Consider the following 23,012-nt stretch of genomic DNA (forward strand, 5'->3'; position numbering starts at 1 on the left):
AGGACGGCACCATGCTCCAACTGATCCTCGGCGGCGCTCGCTCCGGCAAAAGTCGTCTAGCTGAAAAGCTCGCCATCGACAGCAATCTGGCCGTGACGTACATCGCCACCAGCCAGCCGCTGGACGGTGAAATGAATCAACGTGTGGCCCATCACCGCGCCCGTCGCCCTGTCGAATGGGCGTTGATCGAAGAGCCGCTGGATCTGGCCCGGGTGCTGCACGAAAACGCGAGCGCCGAACGCTGTCTGCTAGTGGATTGCCTGACGTTGTGGCTGACCAATCTACTGATGCAGGACGATGCGCAGCGTTTGATCGCCAAGCGCGACGCTTTGCTGGACTGCCTGACGTCGTTGCCGGGTGAAATCATTTTTGTCAGCAACGAAACCGGAATGGGTGTCGTGCCGCTGGGCGAATTGACTCGCCGCTATGTCGATGAAGCCGGTTGGCTGCATCAAGCCCTGGCCGAGCGCTGTGACCGCGTCATCCTGACCGTCGCCGGCCTGCCTCTGACTTTGAAAGGAACTGCGTTATGACCCAAACCTGGTGGCTCAATCCGTGCACGCCCATTGACGCCCAAGTGATGGAACAGGCGCAGGCCCGGCAGCAGCAACTGACCAAACCGGCCGGTTCCCTCGGTCAGCTGGAGTCGGTGGCGATTCAGTTGGCGGGTTTGCAGAGACAGGTCAAGCCGAGTCTGGATCAGCTGTGGATTGCGATTTTTGCCGGTGACCATGGCGTCGTTGCCGAAGGGGTGTCGGCGTTTCCCCAGGAAGTCACCGGGCAAATGCTGCACAATTTTGTCGGCGGTGGGGCGGCGATCAGCGTTTTGGCGCGGCAGTTGGGCGCGTCGCTCGAGGTGATCGATCTCGGGACAATCACGCCTTCATTGAATCTGCCGGGAGTGCGGCACTTGAACATCGGCCCGGGCACGGCGAATTTTGTGCAGGGTTCGGCGATGACCGTGACTCAGGGTGAACTTGCTCTGCAGGCCGGGCGCGACAGTGCGCAACGGGCCAAAGCGACAGGCGCGCAGCTTTTTATCGGCGGCGAAATGGGCATCGGCAACACCACGGCCGCCAGTGCACTGGCGTGTGCGTTGCTCGATTGCCCGGTGACGCATTTGACCGGGCCGGGAACCGGGTTGAATGCAGCCGGTGTCAGCCATAAGGCGCACGTCATCGAGCAGGCCTTGGCGTTGCATGGCGCGCAGCGTGGCGATGCGTTGCAGACGCTTTTCAACCTGGGTGGTTTTGAGATTGCCGCGCTGGTGGGCGCTTATCTGGCATGTGCCCAGGAAGGTATCGCGGTGCTGGTGGACGGTTTCATTTGCAGCGTCGCGGCGTTGGTGGCGGTGCGCTTGAATCCGGAATGTCGCCAGTGGCTGTTGTTCGGTCATCGTGGTGCGGAACCGGGGCATCGGCATGTTCTGGAAACCCTGCAGGCTGAGCCGCTGCTCGACCTCGGCCTGCGTCTGGGCGAAGGCAGCGGCGCAGCGCTCGCGGTGCCGCTGTTGCGCCTGGCGTGCGACCTGCACGGGCAGATGGCGACCTTTGCCGAAGCAGCTGTGGCGGATCGTCCAGCATGACCCTGCGCCTGGACCTGCTGCGGCATGGCGAAACCGAACTCGGCGGCGGCCTGCGCGGCAGTCTCGATGACGCCCTGACCGAAAAGGGCTGGACGCAGATGCGTGCAGCGGTGGTCGCGCAGGGCCCTTGGGATCGCTTGATCAGTTCACCGTTGCAGCGTTGTGCGCGATTCGCGCAAGAACTCGGTGCGCAGTTGGCGGTGCCGGTCGAGCTGTACAAAGATCTGCAAGAGCTGCACTTCGGCGACTGGGAAGGGCAAAGCGCTGCGGCGTTGATGGAAACCGATGCTGAGGGCCTGGGCCGGTTCTGGGCTGATCCTTACGCGTTCACACCGCCTCGGGGTGAACCTGTTGCTGATTTTTCCGCGCGAGTGCTCACGGCGGTGGAGCGGTTGCACGCTTCGTGCGCCGGCGAGCGGGTGCTGCTGATCAGCCATGGCGGTGTCATGCGGTTATTGCTGGCTCAGGCCCGGGGCTTGCCTCGTGAGCAGTTGCTCAGTGTTGAAGTCGGGCATGGCGCATTGTTCTCGCTGGCGGTGACGTCCCGCGGCTTGCTGGAAGAAAGAGTCTGACCATGTTGCCGTTCTGGATCGCCCTGCAATTTCTCAGTAGCCTGCCGATTCGCCTTCCTGGTATGCCCGAGCCTGAACAATTGGGTCGATCCCTGTTGTTTTACCCGCTGGTCGGTCTGCTCTTCGGTGCGTTTCTGTGGGCGGTGAACGGGCTGCTGCTCGGCACGCCGCTGTTACTGCATGGGGCTTTGTTACTCACCGTTTGGGTGTTGCTCAGCGGTGCGCTGCATCTGGACGGCCTGGCCGATAGCGCCGATGCATGGCTGGGTGGTTTCGGCGACCGAGAGCGCACCTTGATCATCATGAAAGACCCCCGTAGCGGGCCGATCGCCGTGGTCACGCTGGTGTTGGTATTGCTGCTGAAATTCGCAGCGCTACTGGCGTTGATCGAACAGCAGCAGACGCTGGCGTTGCTGATTGTTCCGTTGATCGGTCGCAGTGCCTTGCTGGGCGTGTTCCTGACGACGCCTTACGTGCGTCCTGGTGGTCTGGGGCAGGCGCTGGCGGATCATCTGCCGCGCTCCGCAGGCAAGCAGGTGTTGGCACTTAGCGCAGTGGTATGCGTGGTGATCGCCGGATTGAACGGCGTTGTGGCGGTGGTGCTGGCGATATTGGGTTTTGTCTGGCTGCGCCAAATAATGCTGCGACGACTGGGCGGTACGACCGGTGACACGGCTGGCGCAATGCTGGAGTTGCTGGAAGTTGCAGTGCTGGTAGGCTTAGCCCTGGCTTGATAATTTTGCAATCTGTAACTTGATTTAACCCACTCGCGGGTATATACACGCACCATGCTCGATTCCCAATGTTTATGCATCAATCTGCGTCGCGCCGCTCGTGGCGTCAGCAGGCACTACGACGGCGCTCTCGATGGCTTCGGGATCAACGTTGCGCAGTATTCTTTGCTGTGCAATCTGCAACGCCTGAATCAGCCGAGTATTTCCGTGCTGGCCGAGGCAATGGGGCTGGATCGCAGCACCCTGGGACGTAATTTGCGCGTTCTGGAAGGCGAAGGCCTGGTGACGCTGGTCGAAGGCGAGGACATGCGCAATCGTATCGTCGTGTTGACCCAAGCGGGTGCCGATCGGTTGAAAGCAGCCTTGCCAGCGTGGGAAGCGGCGCAACAGCGTTTAATTGATCGCTTGGGTGTCGAGAAGCAGGAAATTTTGCTGAAACTGTTGGATGAACTGGCTTGATGCCGGTTTTTTCCGATCTTAAGCGGGTATATACCCGCTACCGGAGAACAAGATGACATCGATGTGGCGTACGTGCGGTTGGGTTTTGTTGGGAAGTGCGCTGATCCTTGCGTTGTCACTGGGTGTGCGACACGGTTTCGGGCTTTTTCTGGCGCCCATGAGCGCCGAGTTCGGCTGGGGGCGTGAGGTCTTTGCCTTTGCCATCGCCTTGCAGAATCTGATATGGGGCCTGGCACAACCGTTTACCGGTGCGCTCGCCGACCGCTTCGGTGCGGCGAAAGTCGTGCTGATCGGGGGCGTCCTGTACGCGGCAGGGTTGATTTGCATGGGACTTTCCGACTCACCGGCGACCCTGTCCCTGAGTGCAGGCCTGCTGATCGGGATTGGCCTGTCCGGCACCTCGTTCTCGGTGATTCTGGGTGTGGTCGGCCGTGCGGTGCCGCCGGAAAAACGCAGCATGGGCATGGGGATTGCCAGTGCTGCCGGCTCGTTCGGCCAGTTCGCCATGCTGCCCGGTACCTTGGGTTTGATCGGTTGGCTGGGTTGGTCGGCCGCGTTGCTGGCGCTGGGTCTGCTGGTAGCGTTGATCGTGCCGCTGGTGACGATGCTCAAGGACAAACCTCTGCCAGTGCTGGGGCATGAACAAACCCTGGGTGAAGCGTTGCGTGAAGCCTGTTCCCATTCGGGTTTCTGGTTGCTGGCGTTCGGCTTCTTTGTGTGCGGCTTTCAAGTCGTGTTTATCGGTGTGCACCTGCCGGCCTATCTCGTGGATCAACATTTGCCGGCCACGGTTGGGACGACGGTGCTGGCACTGATCGGCCTGTTCAATATTTTCGGAACCTACACTGCCGGCTGGCTGGGCGGACGCATGTCCAAACCGCGTTTGCTCACGGGGTTGTATCTGTTGCGGGCAGTGGTCATCGCACTGTTCCTGTGGGCGCCGGTGACGACCACTAGCGCGTATCTGTTCGGTATGGCCATGGGGTTCCTGTGGTTGTCGACGGTGCCGTTGACCAACGGTACGGTCGCCACCTTGTTTGGCGTGCGAAACCTGTCCATGCTCGGTGGGATTGTTTTCCTGTTTCACCAGCTCGGCTCGTTCCTCGGCGGCTGGTTGGGCGGGGTGGTGTACGACCGCACAGGGAGCTATGACTTGATCTGGCAGGTAGCGATTCTCTTGAGTCTCGTTGCCGCTGCGCTGAATTGGCCGGTGCGTGAGCGTCCGGTGGAGCGTCTTCAAACCAGTATGAGTGCGACATGAACAGTCTTTGGCCACGGATCACGATTTTTGCTGTTGGCGCGATGCTGCTCGCCGCCGTGTGGTGGGGCTGGCAGCAGGGCGGGTTGGCCTTGATGCAGTTGGGTATGGGGACTTGCTAGCGGGATGTGGGGGCGAGTAACGTCCAACCCTGACGACTTTTCAAGGATATCCCGATATGCCGATACGCTGGCTGGCAGTTCCCGCGTTACTGATCGCGTTTACCGGGTGGGCTCAAGCGGCAGGATGTCCGGATCTGTTGCAAGGCTCGTTACCGAAGCTGCGGGCCAAGGAAACGATCGACCTGTGCGAGCGCTTCGCCGGCAAGCCGCTGGTGGTGGTCAATACCGCGAGCTTCTGTGGCTTTGCTCCGCAATTCAAAAGCCTGGAGGCACTGAATCAGCGTTTCAAGGATCAAGGCCTGGAAGTGATCGGCGTGCCGTCCAATGATTTCAAGCAGGAATCCGGGGATGGAGCCGAAACCGCCAAGGTCTGCTACGTGAATTACGGCGTGACCTTCACCATGACCGAGCCGCAGAAGGTTCGTGGCGACGAGGCGACGCACCTGTTCAAAGTGCTTGCCGAACAGAGCAGTGCGCCGAAGTGGAATTTCTATAAGTACGTGGTCGATCGCCAGGGTAAGGTTATCGCCAGCTTCTCCAGCCTGACCAAGCCGGATGATCCCGAGTTCATCGCGGCGGTGGAGAAAGCCCTGGCGTCGAAACCTTGATAAACGCCCACTAAAAAGCCCCGCCTCTTTACAAGAGAGCGGGGCTTTTTTGATGCTGTCGGCGAGCGGTTCAGGCTCGCCGGCAATCATCAGAAGCGGTAGGTCGCACCGACACCAAAACCGTTTGCACTGTTTTCGTACTTCGCGTTGTAGGACTGACCCAAAGCGTTGGAGCGTTTGACAGTGACATCTTCTTCCTGAAGGTAGGAGTAAGCCACATCAATGGTCCAGTCGTCGGTTGGGCTGAAGCCCGCACCGATGCTGAAGATCGTCCGGTCGCCAGTAGGAATGCGTGGCGAGCGATCAGTGTTGTTGGTGGGCGACTGGTCAAAGGTCAGACCGGTACGCAGTACCCACTGCTTGTTCAACTGGTAGGAAGTACCCACGGCGTAGGCCCAGGTGTCATGCCAGTTCTGGTCTTCCTTGATGGAACCCACGATTTGTGGGGCGAGGGCACCACCGCCAGCGGCGGTTACACCTTCGTTGTTGACCGTGATGTCTTTCAGGCGGCTCCAGCGAGTCCAGGTGGCACCGGCATAGAGCTTCCAGGCCTCATTGATATCTTGAGTCATGGAAAGGTCCCAGGACTCAGGTGTATCGATCTTCAGCGAGGCATCGTAACGGTTGCTTCTGAGTAACTGTGGTGGCACGTTGGTGCCGGCCGTCACTTCGGTGTGGCCATCGAGCTCGTACTTCACTTTCGAGTGATAGGTCAGACCGAGGCGCGTGGTGTCGGTGGCTTGCACCAGGATACCGGCGTTGAAGCCCCAGGCCGTATCGTCGCCCTTGATCTGGATATTGTTGTCGCCAGTCCCGCGGACAGGGAGAGCAATGTCCGATTCCAGGGTGCCGGAGATCCGGTTGATGGTAGGGCCGAAACCAATCGATACTTTATCGTTGAACGCGTAGCTGACGGTTGGCTGGAAAGTGATGACTTTGACTTCGCTCTTGCTGCCGAAAGCACGGCCCTGAAAGCCGCTTTCGTAGTCGGTGACCAGCCCGAACGGAGCATAGACACCAAAGCCGACAGCCCATTCATCGTTGAGTTTATTGGTGTAGAAACCCATCGGTACTGCGGTGAACGGAACCATGTCGCCTTTGTTGGTCCCGGTTGAGCGACCGCTGGTATCGCTGATGTCGGTCGAGGCGTCGATCGCTGCAATACCGCCAGTGATTTGCTGGCCATTGAGGCGGGCCATACCGGCAGGGTTGCCAAATACTGTACTTGCATCGTCGGCAGATGAAGAGCGCCCTGCAAAACCAGTCCCCATTGCGCTGATGCTCTGCTCGTTAAGGGCAAAGCCACTCGCAAAGATCTGGGTGGATGCCATGGCAACGGCGAGGCTAATGGTGGATTTGAGCATTACTTTTTTCATTATTAGAACTCCTGGTGATCACCGGGGCGAAAATTACCAACATTTTCGTCCCAGCGCCATAGGCTGTAATGCTTGATTTAGAGCGGTTTTGTAGGACAATCCGACCAAAATGCCGACGCGTTGCGCGATCTTTGGATACAAATTTTTTCAGCAGGCGACCTGATTCAGGGGTGAAACACAGGTTTGCCATGCGCAGGTGAAATCACGCAGACGACCCTGGGGATGAAATGTCTGGCGCCAAATTCTGGCCATACCCAACAAGTCATCAGCTTCGGGAAGGGGAGTGTTTTGTTCTTCCACCAGCAGCCAGGCGATGGCAGTGGCGTAACGCAGGTTGACGGTCAATTCGAGGTGCGGGCCGCTCAGAAAGGCGTGTTGGCTGGCCAGCCCGCGGACCAGGCTTGCGCGCTCCGGGTCCAGCGCCAGGTAGTGATCCCAGAGAGCCTGGTGGCGGGGCTCGGCGATTCGGTACAGGCCGTGACCACGGCGGTCATGCAGGGCGGATCCAAGGGCAGACTGACTGGCGGCGATGCCCAGCAGCAGGGATTCGGCAGTAGCGCTATGACGTCCCAGGTAGATCAGGGTAGGACGAATGACATAACGGCACAGTTCGCTGGCAGCGATACCCATAAAACCCTCGAAACCTTAAATGGGCGGCGAAACCTGAAGGGGCTTTGGCAGCAGTGAATCTACTCAGGATCGCCGCAAGCGGGTCAAGCCGCTTGAGTTGAAGTGTAGTGTCATATTCGCGCCGTAAAGTTCTGTTTTTAAAATATTTCTGGCTGCCAGTTATAATCGTTATACCGGTTTGTACTTAGCCTGAACCCTGTCAATGGGAAATATCGGGCAATAAAAAAGCCCCGCTTTTTATTAGCGGGGCCTTTGGCTATCAGCGTTCTGGTATCAGGCAACCAGTGCCTGACGGGTACGCTCGATTACGGCCTGCAGCGGCTCGGCGCTGGAGTATTGATCGGGGTACAGGCGCTCGCTGTGGCGGGCGATGCCGTGTTCGTTCACCAGAGTGAAACTGAAGCAGCCTTTGCGAGCGGCCATGATCAGGCAGTTCATTGGTGCAAAAGCATTGGTTAGGGTGCGGATGGCATCCTGTGTATGGATTTGAGTAGACATTATTGGGTGTTCCTGCAAATGACACGGATAAGAACCGTGCAACGTTAAAACGTTCCAGTAACGTCGACCACCATTGGTCGAACGAAGAACCCGACTGGAACAAAGCAGCCAGTTTGAAGCGCTATGAATTTTTGCGCGCTTGGGCCGGCAGGTAGGTACTTAGGAGGGCAGGCAACACATCAAGGGCAAAGGTTCTGGGCCCGGGGTGAAGATCCTGATCAATTTGCAGGTTGGTTCGGTCAGAGTAATAGCGCTTGGCAACACCCTTTGCTTTCGATTCAAAGGCAGTGTTGGCGCAAGATATACCTGGAAACCATCGAGGTGGCCGATCCCGCTTGTTCGGTGAAAGCTTCCATGGAGAAGGCTGACCGGGGGGATTTGTTCGACCAGAATTGACTTTCAGCTTGGTACTAACGCCGCGGATACTAACGGATTGAACCGGAGAAGGGAAGTGTGTTAGCAAAAAAGAGTCGCAGATGACTCCAGGGCAGGCCTTTGTACCCTGCCAGCGAGCGGTCAAGGCCCCCGGAAACTCTACGAAATCCGACTGCCGGTAACCGAAGCTGTAACATGGGAATCCGCAGATACAGCCATTTATCCCCAGGTCTGGCGTCAAAATGCGCCGAAAAAGTGCATCGATATAACCGTCGCAAAGGCACTTGTGCACATTAGTTGCGCAGTTTGTCACTGCGCTGTCATCTCACGTTCAAGCAGCATGGCTGCCTGTATCCAAAATTTAAGTCAATGAAAAACATCGCTTTTTTTTACTGGTGAAAAAATCGTCAGTTTGACTGCAAGCCCCATTCCACAGGGCTTTGCGGGAGTTCACGGGTGGTTGTCCACTGAGTTATCCACAGCTTCTGTGGATTGTCCCGAGCGCTTGCTCTAGCACGGGCGTGCCGGGTTATTTTCAGCTTTACCTGTAAGAAAAAGAGAGTAAAGTTGCGCGCCTTCCGATCTACCCCACAGTGCTTTATGAAGTTTCGTTCAACCTCTGATTCCACATCCTCCGCACCTCCTTCTGGTCCTCCTACCAAACGCTTCTCGATGCGGGTAGCCGAGTGGCTTTTGGACAGCCCGCGGCTGGGTGAAAACACTAACGTCAAACACATCGCCGGGCGTTTGCTCAAGCAGCCGGCTCGTGAAGGCGTCGTGGCCGCGCAAAGCCGCCTCGGCCAGTTGATGTGCCGTGAATGTGGAAATGCCCGGGACCGCCGGATCGGCCAGGACCTTCTGCGTCAGGCCGCTCGGGCAGGCGATCGGCGTGCTCAACAGGAACTGGGGCTGATTGAAGACTGAGCTGTCCAAGACCTGATGCCTTGGTTAACCTTCAGGCTTTATCCGGATGGCAGGAGTGACTATGGCGATGGACTTGACCAGCGCATTGCTTGGTTTGGCGGGTGCTGCGCTGCCGTTGCTGGTATTGGCCTGGCAACTTCAGCGACGAGCCGGTACTGCGCAGGCAGAGGTCACACTGCTGCAGGAGCGATTGGCCATGTCGCAATTGGCCCAGGATGGACTGAGCGCGCAACTTGAATCGAGTCGCGATGAAATCGGTGATTTGACTCAGGCCAATGCTGCCAAGCAGGCAGACCTGGCCGCCTTGCGCCGGGAAGTCGAATTACTGCAGGTAGAACGAGACGATGCTCGGGACGCCGCCCACGCCTGGAATATCGAGCGAGCCGGCAAAGAAGCCGAGTTGCGTCGTCTGGATGCACAGACAGCTTCGCTGAGCGCCGAGTTGCGTGAACAACAGGACAGCCATCAGCAACGCCTCAACGACCTGCAAGGCTCGCGAGACGAACTGCGTGCTCAGTTCGCAGAATTGGCGGGGAAAATCTTCGATGAGCGTGAGCAGCGTTTTGCCGAAACCAGTCAGCAACGCCTGGGGCAATTGCTCGATCCATTGAAGGAGCGCATCCAGTCCTTCGAAAAACGCGTCGAAGAAAGCTATCAGGCAGAGGCCCGTGAACGTTTCTCCCTGGCCAAGGAGCTTGAGCGCTTGCAGCAGCTGAACCTGCGCTTGAGCGACGAAGCGACTAACCTGACTCGCGCCTTGAAAGGGCAGAAAACCCAAGGCAACTGGGGTGAGCTGATCCTGGAGCGGGTACTGGAACATGCCGGGCTGGAAAAAGGCCGCGAGTACCAGACCCAGGTCAATCTCAAGGGGCCGGACGGCGAGCGATTCCAGCCAGACGTTATCATCTATCTGCCGGGCGACAAGCAGGTGGTGGTCGACTCGAAAGTCAGTCTCACCGCCTACCAGCAATACGTCGCGGCCGAAGACGAGGCCATAGGACAGATTGCGATCAAGCAGCATGTGCTGTCGTTGCGTAATCACGTAAAGGGGTTGGCCGGCAAGGATTACAAGCGACTCGACGGCTTGCACAGTCTGGATTTCGTTTTGCTGTTCGTGCCGATCGAAGCGGCGTTTTCGGCCGCGTTGCAGGCTGAGCCCACGCTGTTTCAGGAAGCGTTTGACCGCAATATCGTGATTGTCAGCCCAACCACGTTGTTGGCGACCCTGCGGGTGATCGACAGTCTGTGGAAACAGGAGCGTCAGAGCCAGAATGCCCGGGAAATCGCTGAACGAGCCGGATGGCTGTACGACAAGTTCGTGCTGTTCATTCAGGATCTGGATGAGGTCGGCAATCGCTTGCAGCAATTGGACAAGGCCTACAGCTCGGCTCGCAACAAACTGACAGAAGGCCGCGGCAATCTGGTCAGTCGCTGTGAGCAGCTCAAGTTGCTGGGTGCCCGTGCGAGCAAAAGCCTGCCGGCAGACTTGCTGGAGCGGGCGATGACGGATGTGGATGGCTTGGTCGAGTTGCCAGAATAAAATCAAAAGATCGCAGCCTGCGGCAGCTCCTACAGTGCCGATCTATGTAGGAGCTGCCGCAGGCTGCGATCGTTACAACGGCAAATGCCGACTCAACAACGCCCTCAACGCCGCAGGCTTCACCGGTTTTGGCAGGTAATCCAGCCCCGCCGCATGCACCTGCGCCACCGTCTCCGGACGCCCATCGGCGCTGATCACCACCCCTGGCACCGGCTCGCCCAATCGGGTGCGTAACCAGGCCATCAGTTCGGTCCCGGTGTCGCCGTGATCCAGATGGTAATCCACCAGCGCCAGATGCGGACGCACGCCCTCATCAAGCAACGTTGAGCATTCCTCACGGTTGCGCGCGGTCCAGACCTGGCAGCCCCAGCGCGAGAGCAAACTGTTCATGCCGATCAGGATGCTGTCTTCGTTGTCGACACACAGCACCTGAGCGCCGTTCAGCAATTTGCCATTGAGTTCGGTGACTTGGGTCGGCATCGCCGTTTGTGCACGGGCCAATGGCACGCTCACGCTGAACACGCTGCCGCGCCCCGGCCAGGAGCGCACGCGCAGGGTGTGACCGAGGACCCGGCACAGTCCGTCGGCAATTGCCAAGCCCAGGCCGAGTCCTTTTTCAGCGCGGGTCTGATGGCTGTCGAGGCGCTTGAATTCTTCGAAAATCACTTGCTGCTTATCTTCCGGAATGCCCGGGCCACGGTCCCAGACTTCAAGGCACAATGCTTCTTTATGTCGACGTACGCCCAGTAATACAGGGCCTTTGGCATAGCGGAAAGCATTGGTCAGGAAGTTCTGCAGAATCCGTCGCAGCAGTTTGATGTCGCTGTCGACACGCAGTGCGCTGCCACGAACGCGGAAGATCAGTCCTTGCTCCTGCGCCAGCGCCTTGAACTCCGCTCCGAGGGTGTCAAACAGTTCGTTGAGGACAAAAGGCTTGCGGTCCGGATTGATCTTGCCGTTTTCCAGGCGGGAAATATCCAACAGGTCGCTGATCAAGTCCTCGGCCGAACGCAGTGAGCTGTCCAGATGCGCCACCAGTTTCTGCGTGTCGAGCGACAGGCCGTCGTCCTGATGGGAGAGCGCAGCGGAGAACAGCCGCGCTGCGTTCAACGGTTGCATCAAGTCATGGCTGACTGCTGCAAGGAAACGGGTTTTAGACTGGTTCGCCGCCTCGGCATTGCCCTTGGCTTCGGTCAGGGCGACGTTGAGTTGCGACAGTTCCTGGGTGCGCTCGGTGACTCGCTGCTCGAGGCTCTCGTTGGCTTCGGTCAGTGCCTGCTCAGCCTCGCGGAACGGGGTGATGTCAGTGAAGCTCATGACAAAGCCGCCACCGGGCATCGGGTTGCCGATCAGCTCGATCACCCGACCGTTGGGGAACAGTCGCTCGGACGTGTGCGCGCGACCTTGGCGCATCCAGTGCAGGCGTCGGGCGACATGCACTTCCGCTTCGCCGGGGCCGCACAGTCCGCGCTCGGCGTTGTGGCGAATGATGTCGGCAATCGGCCGGCCGACGCTGATCAAACCGTCCGGATAGTCGAATAACTCCAGATAGCGACGGTTCCAGGCCACCAGTTTCAGAGACTGATCGACCACGCTGATGCCCTGGGTGATGTTCTCGATCGCCCCTTGCAACAGGGCGCGGTTGAATTGCAGCACCTCCGAGGCTTCGTCGGCGATTCTTACAACGTCCTCCAGTTGCATTTCACGACCTTCGATGGCGGCTTTTACGACGGCGCGAGTCGAAGATGCGCCGAGCACGCCTGCCAGCAAGCGTTCGGTGTGGGCGATCCACTCACCGTCGGCATTCTGGTTGGGATTGAAACCTTTGCCCTGACGATAGGCAAAGCGGATGAAGCTCTGTCGAGCACGTTCCTCGCCAACGAAACGTGCGGCCAGTTGTAACAGATCATCGATTTGCACCGACAGCAGGGAGCGGGCGCTGGGGCGGGCGCTGATCTCCTGGCCGATGAAGCGCCCAGCCTGCCAGTGTTCGGAAACCCGGGTGCGTGACAATACCGAGACCCAGGCGAACAGCGTGAAGTTGCCCGCCAGGGACAGCACTACGCCTTGGGTCAGCGGGGTAATCGGCAGGTTCATCGGATTTGAGTGAAGCCATGCCAGGCCCGGGAAAGTGTTCAGTGACAGACCAAGGCTGTGGGCGGCAATTGGCAGAACCAAAGTGTAGAACCACAGGAACGTACCGGCAGCGAGGCCGGCAAATACGCCACGGCGGTTGGCCTGTTTCCAGTACAAGGCGCCGAGCATGGCCGGGGCCAATTGGGTCACGGCGGCGAAGGCGATCTGACCGATGGTCGCCAGGCTCGCGGTAGAACCCAGCAGCCGATAACTGACGTAGGCCAGCAGCAAAATGACTACGATGCTGACCCGTCGTACCGACAGCATCCACTGGCGAAACACTTCGAATGGTCGCTCGGCATTGTTACGCCGCAGCAGCCATGGCAGCAGCATGTCATTGGAGACCATGGTCGACAGCGCCACGCTGGCCACGATCACCATGCCGGTAGCGGCGGAAGCGCCACCGATAAACGCCAGCAAGGCCAGTGCCGGATGCGCCTGGGCCAGCGGCAGGCTGATGACAAACGAATCCGGCAACACCGAGCTGGGCAGCATCATTTGACCCGCGAGGGCGATAGGCACAACGAACAATGCCGCCAGTGCGAGGTAGGCTGGGAACACCCATTTGGCCAGGCGCAGATCCTGTGGGTCGATGTTCTCCACGACCGTGACATGGAACTGCCGTGGCAGGCAGATGATTGCCATCATCGCGACGCCGGTCTGTACCACCATCGACGGCCAGTTGATGGTTTCCTTCCAATACTCTTCAAGGCGCGGCGCGAGCATCGCCTGGTCGAACAGATCGTCGAAACCGTCGTAGAGGCCGTAGGTGACGAACGCGCCGACAGCGAGAAAGGCGAACAGCTTGACCAGTGATTCGAAGGCAATCGCCAGCACCATGCCGCGGTGGTGCTCCGTGGCGTCGAGGTTGCGGGTACCGAAAACGATGGTGAACAGCGCCAGTACCAGCGACACGATAAGCGCGGTGTCCTGGGCGCGGGTTCCCATCGCGTCGGCCCCGGCGCCGATCAGCAGATTCACCCCGAGCACGATGCCTTTGAGCTGCAGGGCGATGTAAGGCAGCACGCCGACCAGGCAGATCAGCGCGACCACCACCGCCAATGACTGGGATTTGCCATAGCGGGCGGCGATGAAGTCAGCGATGGAGGTGATGTTCTCCTGCTTGCTGATCATCACCATTTTTTGCAGGACCCACGGCGCGCCGAGCAACAGCAGGATCGGCCCGAGGTAGATCGGCAGGAATGACCAGAGTTGTTCGGCGGCCTGACCCACTGCGCCGAAAAAGGTCCAGCTGGTGCAATAGACTGCCAGCGACAGGCTGTACACCCACGCCCGCACTCGCGGCGGCAAGGGCGCGCTGCGACGGTCGCCGTAGAAGGCGATGGCGAACATGATGGCCATATAGGCCAGGGCGACGGCGGCGATCAGCCCGGTGGACAACGACATGGAAACTCCCGGCAAAAGACTTCCGGGCCTCCCGCCCGGACTGACAGTCTCGCACGGCCGCCCCGGTTAGTCAGTGTCGACCAAGGTCGTGGCGTGGCGGGGTGTCGCAGGTTGAAATGAGGGAGATTTTCGCTGTTTGGGCAGGCCTCATCGCGAGCGAGCTCTCTCCCACCATTAAACGCGATCCAATGTGGCAGCGAGCCTGTACGCGAAAGCGGCTACGCAGCAGCGCTGATTGTGCTGTCCGTTATCGCGTGGCACGCCTGCTGCGCCTGCGTTCAGCCTGTGTATGTAGGAGTGAGTTTCGGGAGAATATCTACAAAACAGATAACATATAGAGATATTACCCGTTATATAGATATTCTATTCGAATCTAACATGGGCTCTACCTCACGTGAGGACAGGAGTTCGTCATGACATGCGCCAATAGCATCAAGCCCGGAATAAAGCCTTTCAGCCACTTGCAGCACCCGCGCGAAGTGATTCGCCAATTCACCCCGAACTGGTTCGCCGCCACCATGGGCACCGGCGTACTGGCGTTGGCGCTGGCGCAACTGCCCGTTGCGATGCCCGGCCTGCACGCCATCGCCGAAGCACTCTGGCTGTTCAACATCGTATTGTTCCTGGTGTTCACCGCGGTCTATGCGGCGCGTTGGGTACTGTTTTTTGACGAGGCGCGGAGAATTTTCGGCCACTCCACGGTTTCGATGTTTTTCGGCACGATCCCGATGGGGTTGGCGACCATCATCAACGGTTTCCTGGTGTTCGGATTGCCACGCTGGGGCGATAGCGTGATTCACGTGGCTGAGGTGTTGTGGTGGCTGGATGTGGCGATGTCTGTGGCCTGCGGCGTGCTTATTCCTTACATGATGTTCACCCGTCAGGAGCACAGCATTGATCAGATGACCGCAGTCTGGTTGCTTCCTGTGGTCGCGGCCGAAGTGGCGGCGGCCAGCGGTGGATTGCTGGCACCGCATTTGGCCGACGCACATTCGCAACTGGTGGTATTGGTGACCAGCTACGTGCTGTGGGCATTTTCCCTGCCGGTGGCGTTCAGCATTCTGACAATTCTTCTGCTGCGAATGGCCCTGCATAAATTGCCCCATGAAAACATGGCAGCGTCGAGTTGGCTGGCGCTCGGTCCTATCGGCACCGGGGCGTTGGGTATGTTGTTGCTCGGAGGCGATGCGCCGCTGATTTTCGCGGCCAATGGGATGCCGGGTGTCGGGGAAGTCGCTGCCGGGTTGGGGCTGGTGGCCGGGATTACGCTGTGGGGCTTCGGCTTGTGGTGGATGCTGATGGCGGTGCTGATCACCGTGCGTTATCTGCGCGACGGGATTCCGTTCAACCTCGGCTGGTGGGGGTTCACCTTCCCGTTGGGTGTCTACTCACTGGCGACATTGAAACTGGCCAGCACCTTGAACCTGACGTTTTTCAGTGTTGCGGGTTGCATACTGGTGACGTTACTGGCGGTCATGTGGCTGATCGTTGGCAAGCGAACAGTGTTGGGCGCATGGCGCGGAGAGTTGTTTGTATCGCCATGCATTGCCGGATTAAAGAAATAAGCCGCAAAGATTGGGTAATGTGTGGCCTGGATCGACGTTTGATAATCCTGTAAAGAATCCAGGCCACTCTTACCCACATCAGAGACACATGGAATGAGTCACCCCTCACAGTTCACCTTGCTGCGCACCCGGCGCTTCCTGCCGTTCTTCATTACCCAGTCCCTGGGGGCATTCAACGACAACGTCTTCAAGCAGTCGTTGATCCTGGCCATTTTGTACAAGTTGTCCATCGAGGGTGATCGCTCGATCTGGGTCAACCTGTGCGCACTGCTGTTTATTCTGCCGTTTTTTCTGTTTTCGGCCCTGGCCGGACAGTTCGGGGAAAAATTCGCCAAAGATGCGTTGATCCGCCTGATCAAGCTCGGTGAGATCGCCATCATGGCGGTCGGAGCGGTCGGCTTCCTGTTTGATCACCTGTCGCTGATGCTGGTGGCGCTGTTCGCCATGGGCACCCACTCGGCACTGTTCGGGCCGGTGAAGTATTCGATCTTGCCTCAGGCCTTGCGCGAAGATGAATTGGTCGGTGGCAATGGCCTGGTGGAAATGGGCACATTCCTGGCGATCCTCGCCGGCACCATCGGCGCCGGGATCATGATGTCGTCCGGGCATTACGCCCCCATCGTTTCCACCGCAATCATTGGTATCGCCGTGCTCGGTTACCTGGCCAGTCGCAGCATTCCCCGCGCCGCAGCCGCCACGCCGGAAATGCGCCTGAACTGGAATATTTTCAGCCAGTCCTGGGTCACGCTGAAACTGGGCCTGGGGCAAACCCCGGCAGTGTCTCGTTCAATTGTCGGCAACTCGTGGTTCTGGTTTGTCGGGGCGATTTACCTGACGCAGATCCCGGCGTATGCCAAGGAGTGGATGCTCGGTGACGAGACCGTGGTCACCCTGATTCTGACCGTGTTCTCCGTAGGCATTGCGATGGGCTCGATGCTTTGCGAGAAGCTTTCCGGGCGCAAAGTCGAGATCGGATTGGTGCCCTTCGGATCGTTCGGTCTGACCGTTTTTGGCTTGCTGTTGTGGTGGCATTCCGGTGGGATTCCGGACAGTGCAACGGGGCACGGCTGGATCGAGATTCTCGGCTTCGGCCACACCTGGCTGGTGCTGTTCGACATCCTGGGTCTGGGTGTGTTCGGTGGATTCTATATTGTGCCGTTGTATGCGTTGATCCAGTCGCGTACCGCCGAGAACGAGCGGGCGCGGGTGATTGCCGCGAACAACATTCTCAATGCACTGTTCATGGTGGTCTCGGCGATTGTTTCGATCGTTTTGCTGAGTATCGCCAAGCTGTCGATCCCGCAGCTGTTCCTGGTGGTGTCGTTACTGAACATCGGCGTCAACGCCTACATATTCAAGATCGTCCCCGAATTCACCATGCGTTTCATGATCTGGCTGCTGAGCCATTCCATGTACCGCGTGGAGCATCGCAATCTGGATCTGATTCCGGACGAAGGTGCCGCGTTATTGGTGTGTAACCACGTGTCGTTCGTCGATGCGCTGTTGATTGGCGGCGCGGTGCGTCGGCCTATTCGCTTTGTGATGTATTACAAGATCTACAATCTGCCGGTGCTCAATTTCATCTTTCGCACGGCGGGGACGATTCCTATCGCCGGGCGTCATGAAGACATCCAGATCTACGAACAGGCCTTCACGCGTATTGCCCGTTATCTGAAGGATGGGGAGCTGGTGTGCATCTTCCCTGAGGGCAAGTTGACGGCTGATGGCGAGATCAATGAGTTCAAAGGCGGTCTCACGCGGATTCTCGAAGAGACGTCGGTGCCGGTGATTCCGTTGGCCTTGCAGGGGTTGTGGGGGAGTTTTTTCAGTCGTGATCCGGGCAAAGGGGTGTTTCGCCGATTGTGGTCACGGGTGACGCTGGTGGCAGGCCCGGCAGTGGCGGTTAATGCAGCAGAGCCGGCGAAGTTGCAGGCATTGGTCGGTGAGTTGCGTGGGGCAGTCAGATAACAGGTGTCTGTGCGGACCTCATCGCTAGCAGGCTAGCTCCCACAGGGGAATGCATTCCGATGTGGGAGCTAGCCTGCCAGCGATAGCGTCAGTGGCCTAAGCGCTGACCTTGAGCCCAACCAACCCGGCAATAATCAACGCCACACTGGCCAACCGAAACAACGCCATCGACTCGCCAAACAGAATGATCCCGGCGATCACCGTGCCGACAGCGCCGACCCCGGTCCAGATCGCATAGGCCGTGCCCAGCGGCAGTTCCTTCATGGCCAGGCCCAGCAAGCCAAGGCTGATGGCCATGGCCGCCACGGTCAGTGCAGTGGGGAGCGGGCGGCTGAAGCCGTCGGTGTATTTCAGGCCGACGGCCCAGCCCACTTCGAACAGACCGGCGAAAAACAGAATGATCCAGGACAAGAGAGACCTCCATCGATTGACGGGGTCGTCCCCAGATTAATGACTCGATTGAGCCGCGAGGTCGTCCTCGCGTTGCGCAATATAGTGCCCAGCATTAACCCGGGGATCAAGTTCGCGAATCAGTCAGTCGCTTGCTGCGCAGCGACTTCGCGATCTTCTTTTTCGCTCATGCGGCGGAAATACGTTGAGAGTAACGCCCCGGAAATATTGTGCCAGACGCTGAACAGCGCGCTCGGTACCGCCGCCAGTGGTGAAAAGTGTGCGCTGGCCAACGCGGCGCCCAATCCGGAGTTCTGCATGCCGACTTCCAGTGCCAGGGATTTGCGCTGCGCCAATGGCAGCTTGAATACACGGCCAGTGAAGTAACCCAGCAGATAGCCAAAGCTATTGTGCAGCATGACCACGGCCATGATCAGCAGGCCGGACTCAGCGATCTTCGCCTGGCTGGCGGCGACCACGGCGGTAACAATGATCACGATGCTGACCACGGACACCAACGGCAATACGTCCACCGCATGACGAACCTTGTCGCCGAGCACGCGCTGGGCAACCACGCCCAACACGATCGGCAGCAACACCACTTGCAGGATCGACCAGAACAGCTCCATGAAAGACACCGGCAACCAGGCCGAAGCCAGCAGCCAGATCAGCGCGGGTGTCAGCAATGGAGCGAGGAGTGTAGTGACCGCGGCAATCGCCACCGACAGCGCCAGATCCCCGCGCGCTAGCCAGGTCATTACGTTAGAAGAAGTACCGCTCGGGCAGCAGCCGACCAGAATCACACCGACAGCGATTTCCGGCGGTAAATGAAACGCCTGGCAGAGCAGCCACGCTACTCCGGGCATGATCACGAAATGCGCAACCACGCCCAGTGCCACGCGCCATGGATGGCGGGCGACTTCGGCGAAGTCTTCGAGTTTGAGGGTCAGGCCCATGCCGAACATCACCAGCCCCAGCAAGGGCACGATGGCGCCTTTGAGGCCGATGAACCATGCCGGTTGCAAGAAGGCCACGACGGCGAAAATCAGAACCCAGTAAGCGAAAGTGTTGCCGACAAAACGACTTAAAGCAGCCAGTGCGCGCATGGCTTGTTCCTTATTAGAGTGAAAGCGTTAGGGAGCTAAGCATACGCGGCTTACAAAAAAAGATCGCAGCCTGCGGCAGCTCCTACAGGAATCAGGTCAATCCGCATTATTTGCGGCCAACCGAATCAACGTAGGAGTTGCCGAAGGCTGCGATCTTTTCCAAGCGCCGCCGATCAAGGCAATCAGATGCCCTGTGGCGTCTCTTCCCCGCCCAACGCCTCAACCAGCGCCGGCAGGAAGTCGCCGAAGGTCAGCATCATCAGGGTGAAGCTGGCATCCAGTTGACCCAGGGCTTCATCACCACCGTCCTGTTCTGCCTGGTCTTGCAGCAGGTCTTCGAACTTCAGGCGCTTGACCACCATTTTGTCGTCGAGAACGAACGACAGTTTGTCCTGCCAGGCCAACGACAATTGAGTCACGACTTTGCCGGTGCTCAGGTGCAGCTGGATTTCTTCGCTGGTCAGGTCCTGACGTTTGCAGCGCACGATGCCGCCGTCTTCGTGTGTGTCACGCAGTTCGCATTCGTCCAGCACAAAGAAGTCATCCGCGGCTTTCTGAGTGGTGACCCACTCGGTCATGGTCGCGGTTGGAGACATCTTCACGGTCAGTGGGCGCACCGGCAAGGTGCCGATCACTTCACGCAGCGTCGACAGCAAGTCTTCGGCCCGTTTCGGGCTGGCCGAGTTGACCAGGATCAAACCTTGCTTCGGCGCGATGGCAGCGAAGGTCGACGAGCGGCGGATAAAGGCGCGAGGCAGGAAGGCCTGGATAATTTCATCCTTGATCTGATCGCGTTCCTTCTTATAGACCTTGCGCATTTGCTCGGCCTCGATCTCTTCGACCTTTTCCTTGACCGCGTCACGCACGACGCTGCCCGGCAGGATGCGTTCTTCTTTGCGCGCGGAAACCAGCAGGAAGTCGCCGCTGACATGCACCAGCGGAGCATCTTCGCCTTTGCCGAACGGCGCGACGAAACCGTAGGTGGTCAACTCCTGGCTTGCACATGGACGCGCCTGTTTGGTGGCCAGTGCAGTTTCCAACGCCTCGGCATCAACAGGCAGATCTTGGGTCAGGCGATAGATAAGCAGGTTTTTGAACCACATGGGGTAAGTCTCTCCTTATATGCAAAGGGGGGCATTATTGTCTTCGCCGTGCCATAGGCCAACCTTTCTCTAAGCCTTTGGAAGGGCTAAGAAAATTATTTAAAAAAGTGCTTGCCAGAGGTGGGGTCGCTCCGTAGAATGCGCGCCACACCGAAGCGAAGGGTGATTAGCTCAGCTGGGAGAGCGTCTGCCTTACAAGCAGAATGTCGGCGGTTCGATCCCGTCATCACCCACCATTCGTTTTCAGTGTTACGCGCAGCGGTAGTTCAGTCGGTTAGAATACCGGCCTGTCACGCCGGGGGTCGCGGGTTCGAGTCCCGTCCGCTGCGCCATATTCGGTAACCTGGAACGCTGAACGCCAGGTCACCACGGAAAAGCCCGCTAACGCGGGTTTTTTTCTGCTCCAAGTTTGTATGTTGTTCCTGCGGGTCGCATCGTTTCACCGGTTTTTAGATTTATTTGAAAAAAACTTCAATTAAATCAACACTTTATAAAAACCTGTGGCATAATGTGCCCCGCAACGAAGGTAAAGGGTGATTAGCTCAGCTGGGAGAGCGTCTGCCTTACAAGCAGAATGTCGGCGGTTCGATCCCGTCATCACCCACCATTTACTTTCAACGCTACGCGCAGCGGTAGTTCAGTCGGTTAGAATACCGGCCTGTCACGCCGGGGGTCGCGGGTTCGAGTCCCGTCCGCTGCGCCATATTCGGTTACCTGGACCACTGAACGCCAGGTCACCACAGAAAGCCCGCTAAATGCGGGCTTTTTGCTGTCTGGTGTTTGGCTTTCCTGTGTAGGGGCGAACCTGCTCGCGAAAAACTCAAAGCTGACGCCAGGCATCTGGTTCCCGCGCTGGGTCGACGCCCGGGCAGAACTGCCAGCAAGCCCGGCAGGCTGAAAATCGAGCGCAAGATGAGCGTCCTTGTCCAGTTGTCATTCTTTTATGCCTGTGCGTCCAAAGAGCGGCAGGAGGCCATTACGCAATATGTTGCAGGTTCAGAAATTGCCTGCATGAGGGGAAGATGAATGAAACTTCATTACCCGATTCCTGAAATGCGTTTAAACACCTGAACTTATCGGAGCTTTTCAGCTCTCATGCCGGTAGCCATTGGTCGTGGCGGCCTGATAAGCTCGCGGCTTTACTCGATTGCCCTTTAGGCGCATGAACAAGGAAATAGCATGAAACAGCATCGGTTGGCGGCGGCGGTAGCCCTGGTTAGCCTGGTACTCGCGGGTTGTGACTCGCAGACCAGCGTAGAGCTGAAAACTCCGGCGCAAAAAGCTTCCTACGGAATCGGCCTGAACATGGGCAAGAGCCTGGCTCAGGAAGGCATGGATGACCTGGATTCCAAAGCTGTAGCCCAGGGCATCGAAGACGCCGTCGGCAAGAAAGAGCAGAAGCTCAAAGATGAGGAACTGGTTGAAGCGTTCGCCGCGTTGCAAAAGCGTGCTGAAGAGCGCATGGCCAAAATGAGCGAAGAGTCGGCAGCTGCCGGCAAGAAATTCCTCGAAGAAAACGGCAAGAAAGCCGGCGTGACGACCACTGCGTCGGGTCTGCAGTACGAGGTTGTGCAGAAAGCCGAAGGCGCTCAGCCAAAGCCGACTGACGTAGTGACCGTTCACTACACCGGCAAGCTGACCAACGGCACCGTATTCGACAGCTCCGTCGAGCGCGGCAGCCCGATCGATCTGCCGGTCAGTGGTGTGATCCCGGGTTGGGTCGAAGGCCTGCAACTAATGCACGTTGGCGAGAAGTACAAACTGTACATCCCTGCGGACCTGGCGTACGGCGCACAAAGCCCGAGCCCGGCGATCCCAGCCAACTCGGTGCTGGTGTTCGACCTGGAACTGCTGGCGATCAAGGATCCGACGAAAGAAGACGCCGCTGCCAAATAATCAGCGACTGCTTCAAGTACAACGCCTCGCTCATGCGGGGCGTTGTTGCATCTGGCGTTCAGCGCAGGTAAACAAAGCGAACAGATGTCCCAAGCGAGAGTCATAGCCAATGTAGGCAACGGGGCTAGCTGCCTCGGCGTGCCAAGTCAATGAAATTATGGGATTTTTTCGATGGGCAAAAAACGCCCGATCTGAGCCGGGGCCTTGTGAAACGGGGCTTGCAGCCCTGAAAATCAGCTCTGTTCACAAGGTTATCCACAATTTGTGTGGATAACATTTCAACGGGAGGAATGATGAAAGCACCCTGGAGTTTCGCTCGTTTCCTGCCATTGGCCGGGCGCCTGCTCGCACGCGGGCGTTTGCCGACTTTGTTGTTCGCCGTAGCCAGCAAAGGCGCTAGCCAAGGCAATCGCCTGGGCAAGATCAAGGATGACCTGCGCTTGTTGCAGGCGCTCTGTCTGGCTTATTGGCGTGGTGAATATCGTGCCATAAGCCCGAAGGCCCTGGTTTCGGTCGTCGCCGGTCTGATGTATTTCCTCAGTCCGGTCGACGCCATACCGGACTTTCTGCCGCTGTTCGGCATGATCGATGACATTGCCGTGCTGGCCTGGTTGATGAAAGTGCTCGACGATGAACTCAATGCCTTCCGCGCCTGGCGCAAGCGTCAGGGGCCAGAGAAGCTCGCAGTGGTCGAGCGCCTGCCCGACAACCCGGAGCAGTTGCACCTTCAAGGCCCGAAAAAAAAATGAGCTGACCCCGT

At 58.4% G+C, this 23,012-nt stretch carries 21 protein-coding genes and 4 tRNA genes; 18 read left to right on the forward strand and 7 right to left on the reverse strand.

Translation table 11 applies throughout. From position 1 onward, the window contains the following. Positions 1-11: 11 nt before the first annotated feature. The 8 genes from cobU to AD668_RS08380 are packed head-to-tail and all read left to right on the forward strand — an operon-like array spanning position 12 to position 5,338. Entirely contained in the window at positions 12-533 is a 522-nt protein-coding gene (gene cobU / locus AD668_RS08350) for a bifunctional adenosylcobinamide kinase/adenosylcobinamide-phosphate guanylyltransferase (protein WP_053157093.1), read from the forward strand. Further along, positions 530-1,585 (forward strand): nicotinate-nucleotide--dimethylbenzimidazole phosphoribosyltransferase, encoded by a 1,056-nt coding sequence (gene cobT, locus AD668_RS08355; protein ID WP_053156896.1) that lies wholly within the window; start codon positions 530-532, stop codon positions 1,583-1,585. The genes cobU and cobT overlap by 4 nt, the downstream gene beginning before the upstream one ends. After that, complete coding sequence (gene cobC, locus AD668_RS08360) at positions 1,582-2,157, forward strand: alpha-ribazole phosphatase family protein (RefSeq protein WP_053156899.1); 576 nt, start codon at positions 1,582-1,584, stop codon at positions 2,155-2,157. Before cobT ends, cobC begins: the two co-directional genes overlap by 4 nt. Positions 2,158-2,159: 2 nt before the next feature. Further along, the gene (locus AD668_RS08365) at positions 2,160-2,891 is read left to right on the forward strand and encodes an adenosylcobinamide-GDP ribazoletransferase (protein ID WP_053156902.1); all 732 of its coding nucleotides are present in this window, start codon (positions 2,160-2,162) and stop codon (positions 2,889-2,891) included. A 54-nt stretch (positions 2,892-2,945) separates the two neighbouring features. Further along, positions 2,946-3,350, forward strand: a complete 405-nt coding sequence (locus AD668_RS08370) for a MarR family winged helix-turn-helix transcriptional regulator (RefSeq protein ID WP_053156905.1) — start codon at positions 2,946-2,948, stop codon at positions 3,348-3,350. A 52-nt stretch (positions 3,351-3,402) separates the two neighbouring features. Then, positions 3,403-4,611 (forward strand): MFS transporter, encoded by a 1,209-nt coding sequence (locus tag AD668_RS08375; RefSeq protein WP_053156908.1) that lies wholly within the window; start codon positions 3,403-3,405, stop codon positions 4,609-4,611. Next, positions 4,608-4,730, forward strand: a complete 123-nt coding sequence (locus tag AD668_RS29870; RefSeq protein ID WP_256220596.1) for a hypothetical protein — start codon at positions 4,608-4,610, stop codon at positions 4,728-4,730. Before AD668_RS08375 ends, AD668_RS29870 begins: the two co-directional genes overlap by 4 nt. A 56-nt stretch (positions 4,731-4,786) precedes the next feature. Next, entirely contained in the window at positions 4,787-5,338 is a 552-nt protein-coding gene (locus AD668_RS08380) for a glutathione peroxidase (protein ID WP_053156911.1), read from the forward strand. A gap of 89 nt (positions 5,339-5,427) precedes the next feature. Here AD668_RS08380 and AD668_RS08385 read toward each other — a convergent pair whose 3' ends face one another. From AD668_RS08385 to AD668_RS08395, 3 genes are all read right to left on the reverse strand, one after another. Then, complete coding sequence (locus AD668_RS08385; protein ID WP_053156914.1) at positions 5,428-6,714, reverse strand: OmpP1/FadL family transporter; 1,287 nt, start codon at positions 6,712-6,714, stop codon at positions 5,428-5,430. A 147-nt stretch (positions 6,715-6,861) separates the two neighbouring features. After that, positions 6,862-7,344 (reverse strand): hypothetical protein, encoded by a 483-nt coding sequence (locus AD668_RS08390; protein ID WP_034146385.1) that lies wholly within the window; start codon positions 7,342-7,344, stop codon positions 6,862-6,864. Positions 7,345-7,617: 273 nt separating this feature from the next. Continuing rightward, a complete protein-coding gene (locus tag AD668_RS08395) occupies positions 7,618-7,842 on the reverse strand; it encodes a hypothetical protein (RefSeq protein ID WP_007898912.1) in 225 nt (74 codons plus the stop codon). A 975-nt stretch (positions 7,843-8,817) separates the two neighbouring features. Between AD668_RS08395 and AD668_RS08405 the strand changes: the two genes are divergently transcribed. Further along, complete coding sequence (locus AD668_RS08405) at positions 8,818-9,141, forward strand: hypothetical protein (RefSeq protein WP_082344436.1); 324 nt, start codon at positions 8,818-8,820, stop codon at positions 9,139-9,141. Positions 9,142-9,316: 175 nt separating this feature from the next. Next, the gene (rmuC, locus tag AD668_RS08410) at positions 9,317-10,681 is read left to right on the forward strand and encodes a DNA recombination protein RmuC (protein ID WP_172681810.1); all 1,365 of its coding nucleotides are present in this window, start codon (positions 9,317-9,319) and stop codon (positions 10,679-10,681) included. A 72-nt stretch (positions 10,682-10,753) separates the two neighbouring features. Here rmuC and AD668_RS08415 read toward each other — a convergent pair whose 3' ends face one another. Continuing rightward, positions 10,754-14,224 (reverse strand): PAS domain-containing hybrid sensor histidine kinase/response regulator, encoded by a 3,471-nt coding sequence (locus AD668_RS08415; protein ID WP_053156926.1) that lies wholly within the window; start codon positions 14,222-14,224, stop codon positions 10,754-10,756. A gap of 413 nt (positions 14,225-14,637) precedes the next feature. Here AD668_RS08415 and AD668_RS08420 point away from each other — a divergent pair, with 413 nt between their 5' ends. Beyond that, on the forward strand, positions 14,638-15,789 hold the full coding sequence (locus AD668_RS08420; protein WP_053156930.1) for a TDT family transporter: 1,152 nt from the start codon (positions 14,638-14,640) through the stop codon (positions 15,787-15,789). Positions 15,790-15,882: 93 nt separating this feature from the next. Next, positions 15,883-17,757: an MFS transporter gene (locus AD668_RS08425; RefSeq protein ID WP_053156934.1), complete on the forward strand. Its 1,875-nt coding sequence runs from the start codon at positions 15,883-15,885 to the stop codon at positions 17,755-17,757. 96 nt (positions 17,758-17,853) lie between these two features. On the opposite strand, the gene sugE is transcribed toward AD668_RS08425, so the two are convergent. From sugE to rdgC, 3 genes are all read right to left on the reverse strand, one after another. Next, positions 17,854-18,168 carry a quaternary ammonium compound efflux SMR transporter SugE gene (sugE, locus tag AD668_RS08430; RefSeq protein ID WP_027922462.1) on the reverse strand — a complete coding sequence of 105 codons (315 nt, stop codon included), beginning with the start codon at positions 18,166-18,168 and terminating at the stop codon, positions 17,854-17,856. Between the two features lie 119 nt (positions 18,169-18,287). Then, positions 18,288-19,253 carry a bile acid:sodium symporter family protein gene (locus tag AD668_RS08435; protein WP_053156936.1) on the reverse strand — a complete coding sequence of 322 codons (966 nt, stop codon included), beginning with the start codon at positions 19,251-19,253 and terminating at the stop codon, positions 18,288-18,290. 182 nt (positions 19,254-19,435) lie between these two features. After that, positions 19,436-20,356, reverse strand: coding sequence for a recombination-associated protein RdgC (gene rdgC, locus AD668_RS08440; protein WP_053156939.1), 921 nt, complete (start codon positions 20,354-20,356; stop codon positions 19,436-19,438). Positions 20,357-20,516: 160 nt separating this feature from the next. Here rdgC and AD668_RS08445 point away from each other — a divergent pair. From AD668_RS08445 to AD668_RS08470, 6 genes are all read left to right on the forward strand, one after another. After that, positions 20,517-20,592: transfer RNA gene (locus AD668_RS08445), tRNA-Val, on the forward strand. A 19-nt stretch (positions 20,593-20,611) separates the two neighbouring features. Further along, positions 20,612-20,688: transfer RNA gene (locus AD668_RS08450), tRNA-Asp, on the forward strand. A 199-nt stretch (positions 20,689-20,887) separates the two neighbouring features. After that, positions 20,888-20,963: transfer RNA gene (locus AD668_RS08455), tRNA-Val, on the forward strand. Positions 20,964-20,982: 19 nt separating this feature from the next. Further along, positions 20,983-21,059: transfer RNA gene (locus AD668_RS08460), tRNA-Asp, on the forward strand. A 476-nt stretch (positions 21,060-21,535) separates the two neighbouring features. After that, complete coding sequence (locus AD668_RS08465) at positions 21,536-22,252, forward strand: FKBP-type peptidyl-prolyl cis-trans isomerase (RefSeq protein WP_053156940.1); 717 nt, start codon at positions 21,536-21,538, stop codon at positions 22,250-22,252. Positions 22,253-22,545: 293 nt separating this feature from the next. Further along, entirely contained in the window at positions 22,546-23,001 is a 456-nt protein-coding gene (locus AD668_RS08470) for a YkvA family protein (protein ID WP_053156941.1), read from the forward strand. Positions 23,002-23,012: the final 11 nt, after the last annotated feature.

The organism is Pseudomonas sp. P1.8 (genome assembly GCF_001269805.1).
Taxonomy (GTDB): Bacteria; Pseudomonadota; Gammaproteobacteria; order Pseudomonadales; family Pseudomonadaceae; genus Aquipseudomonas.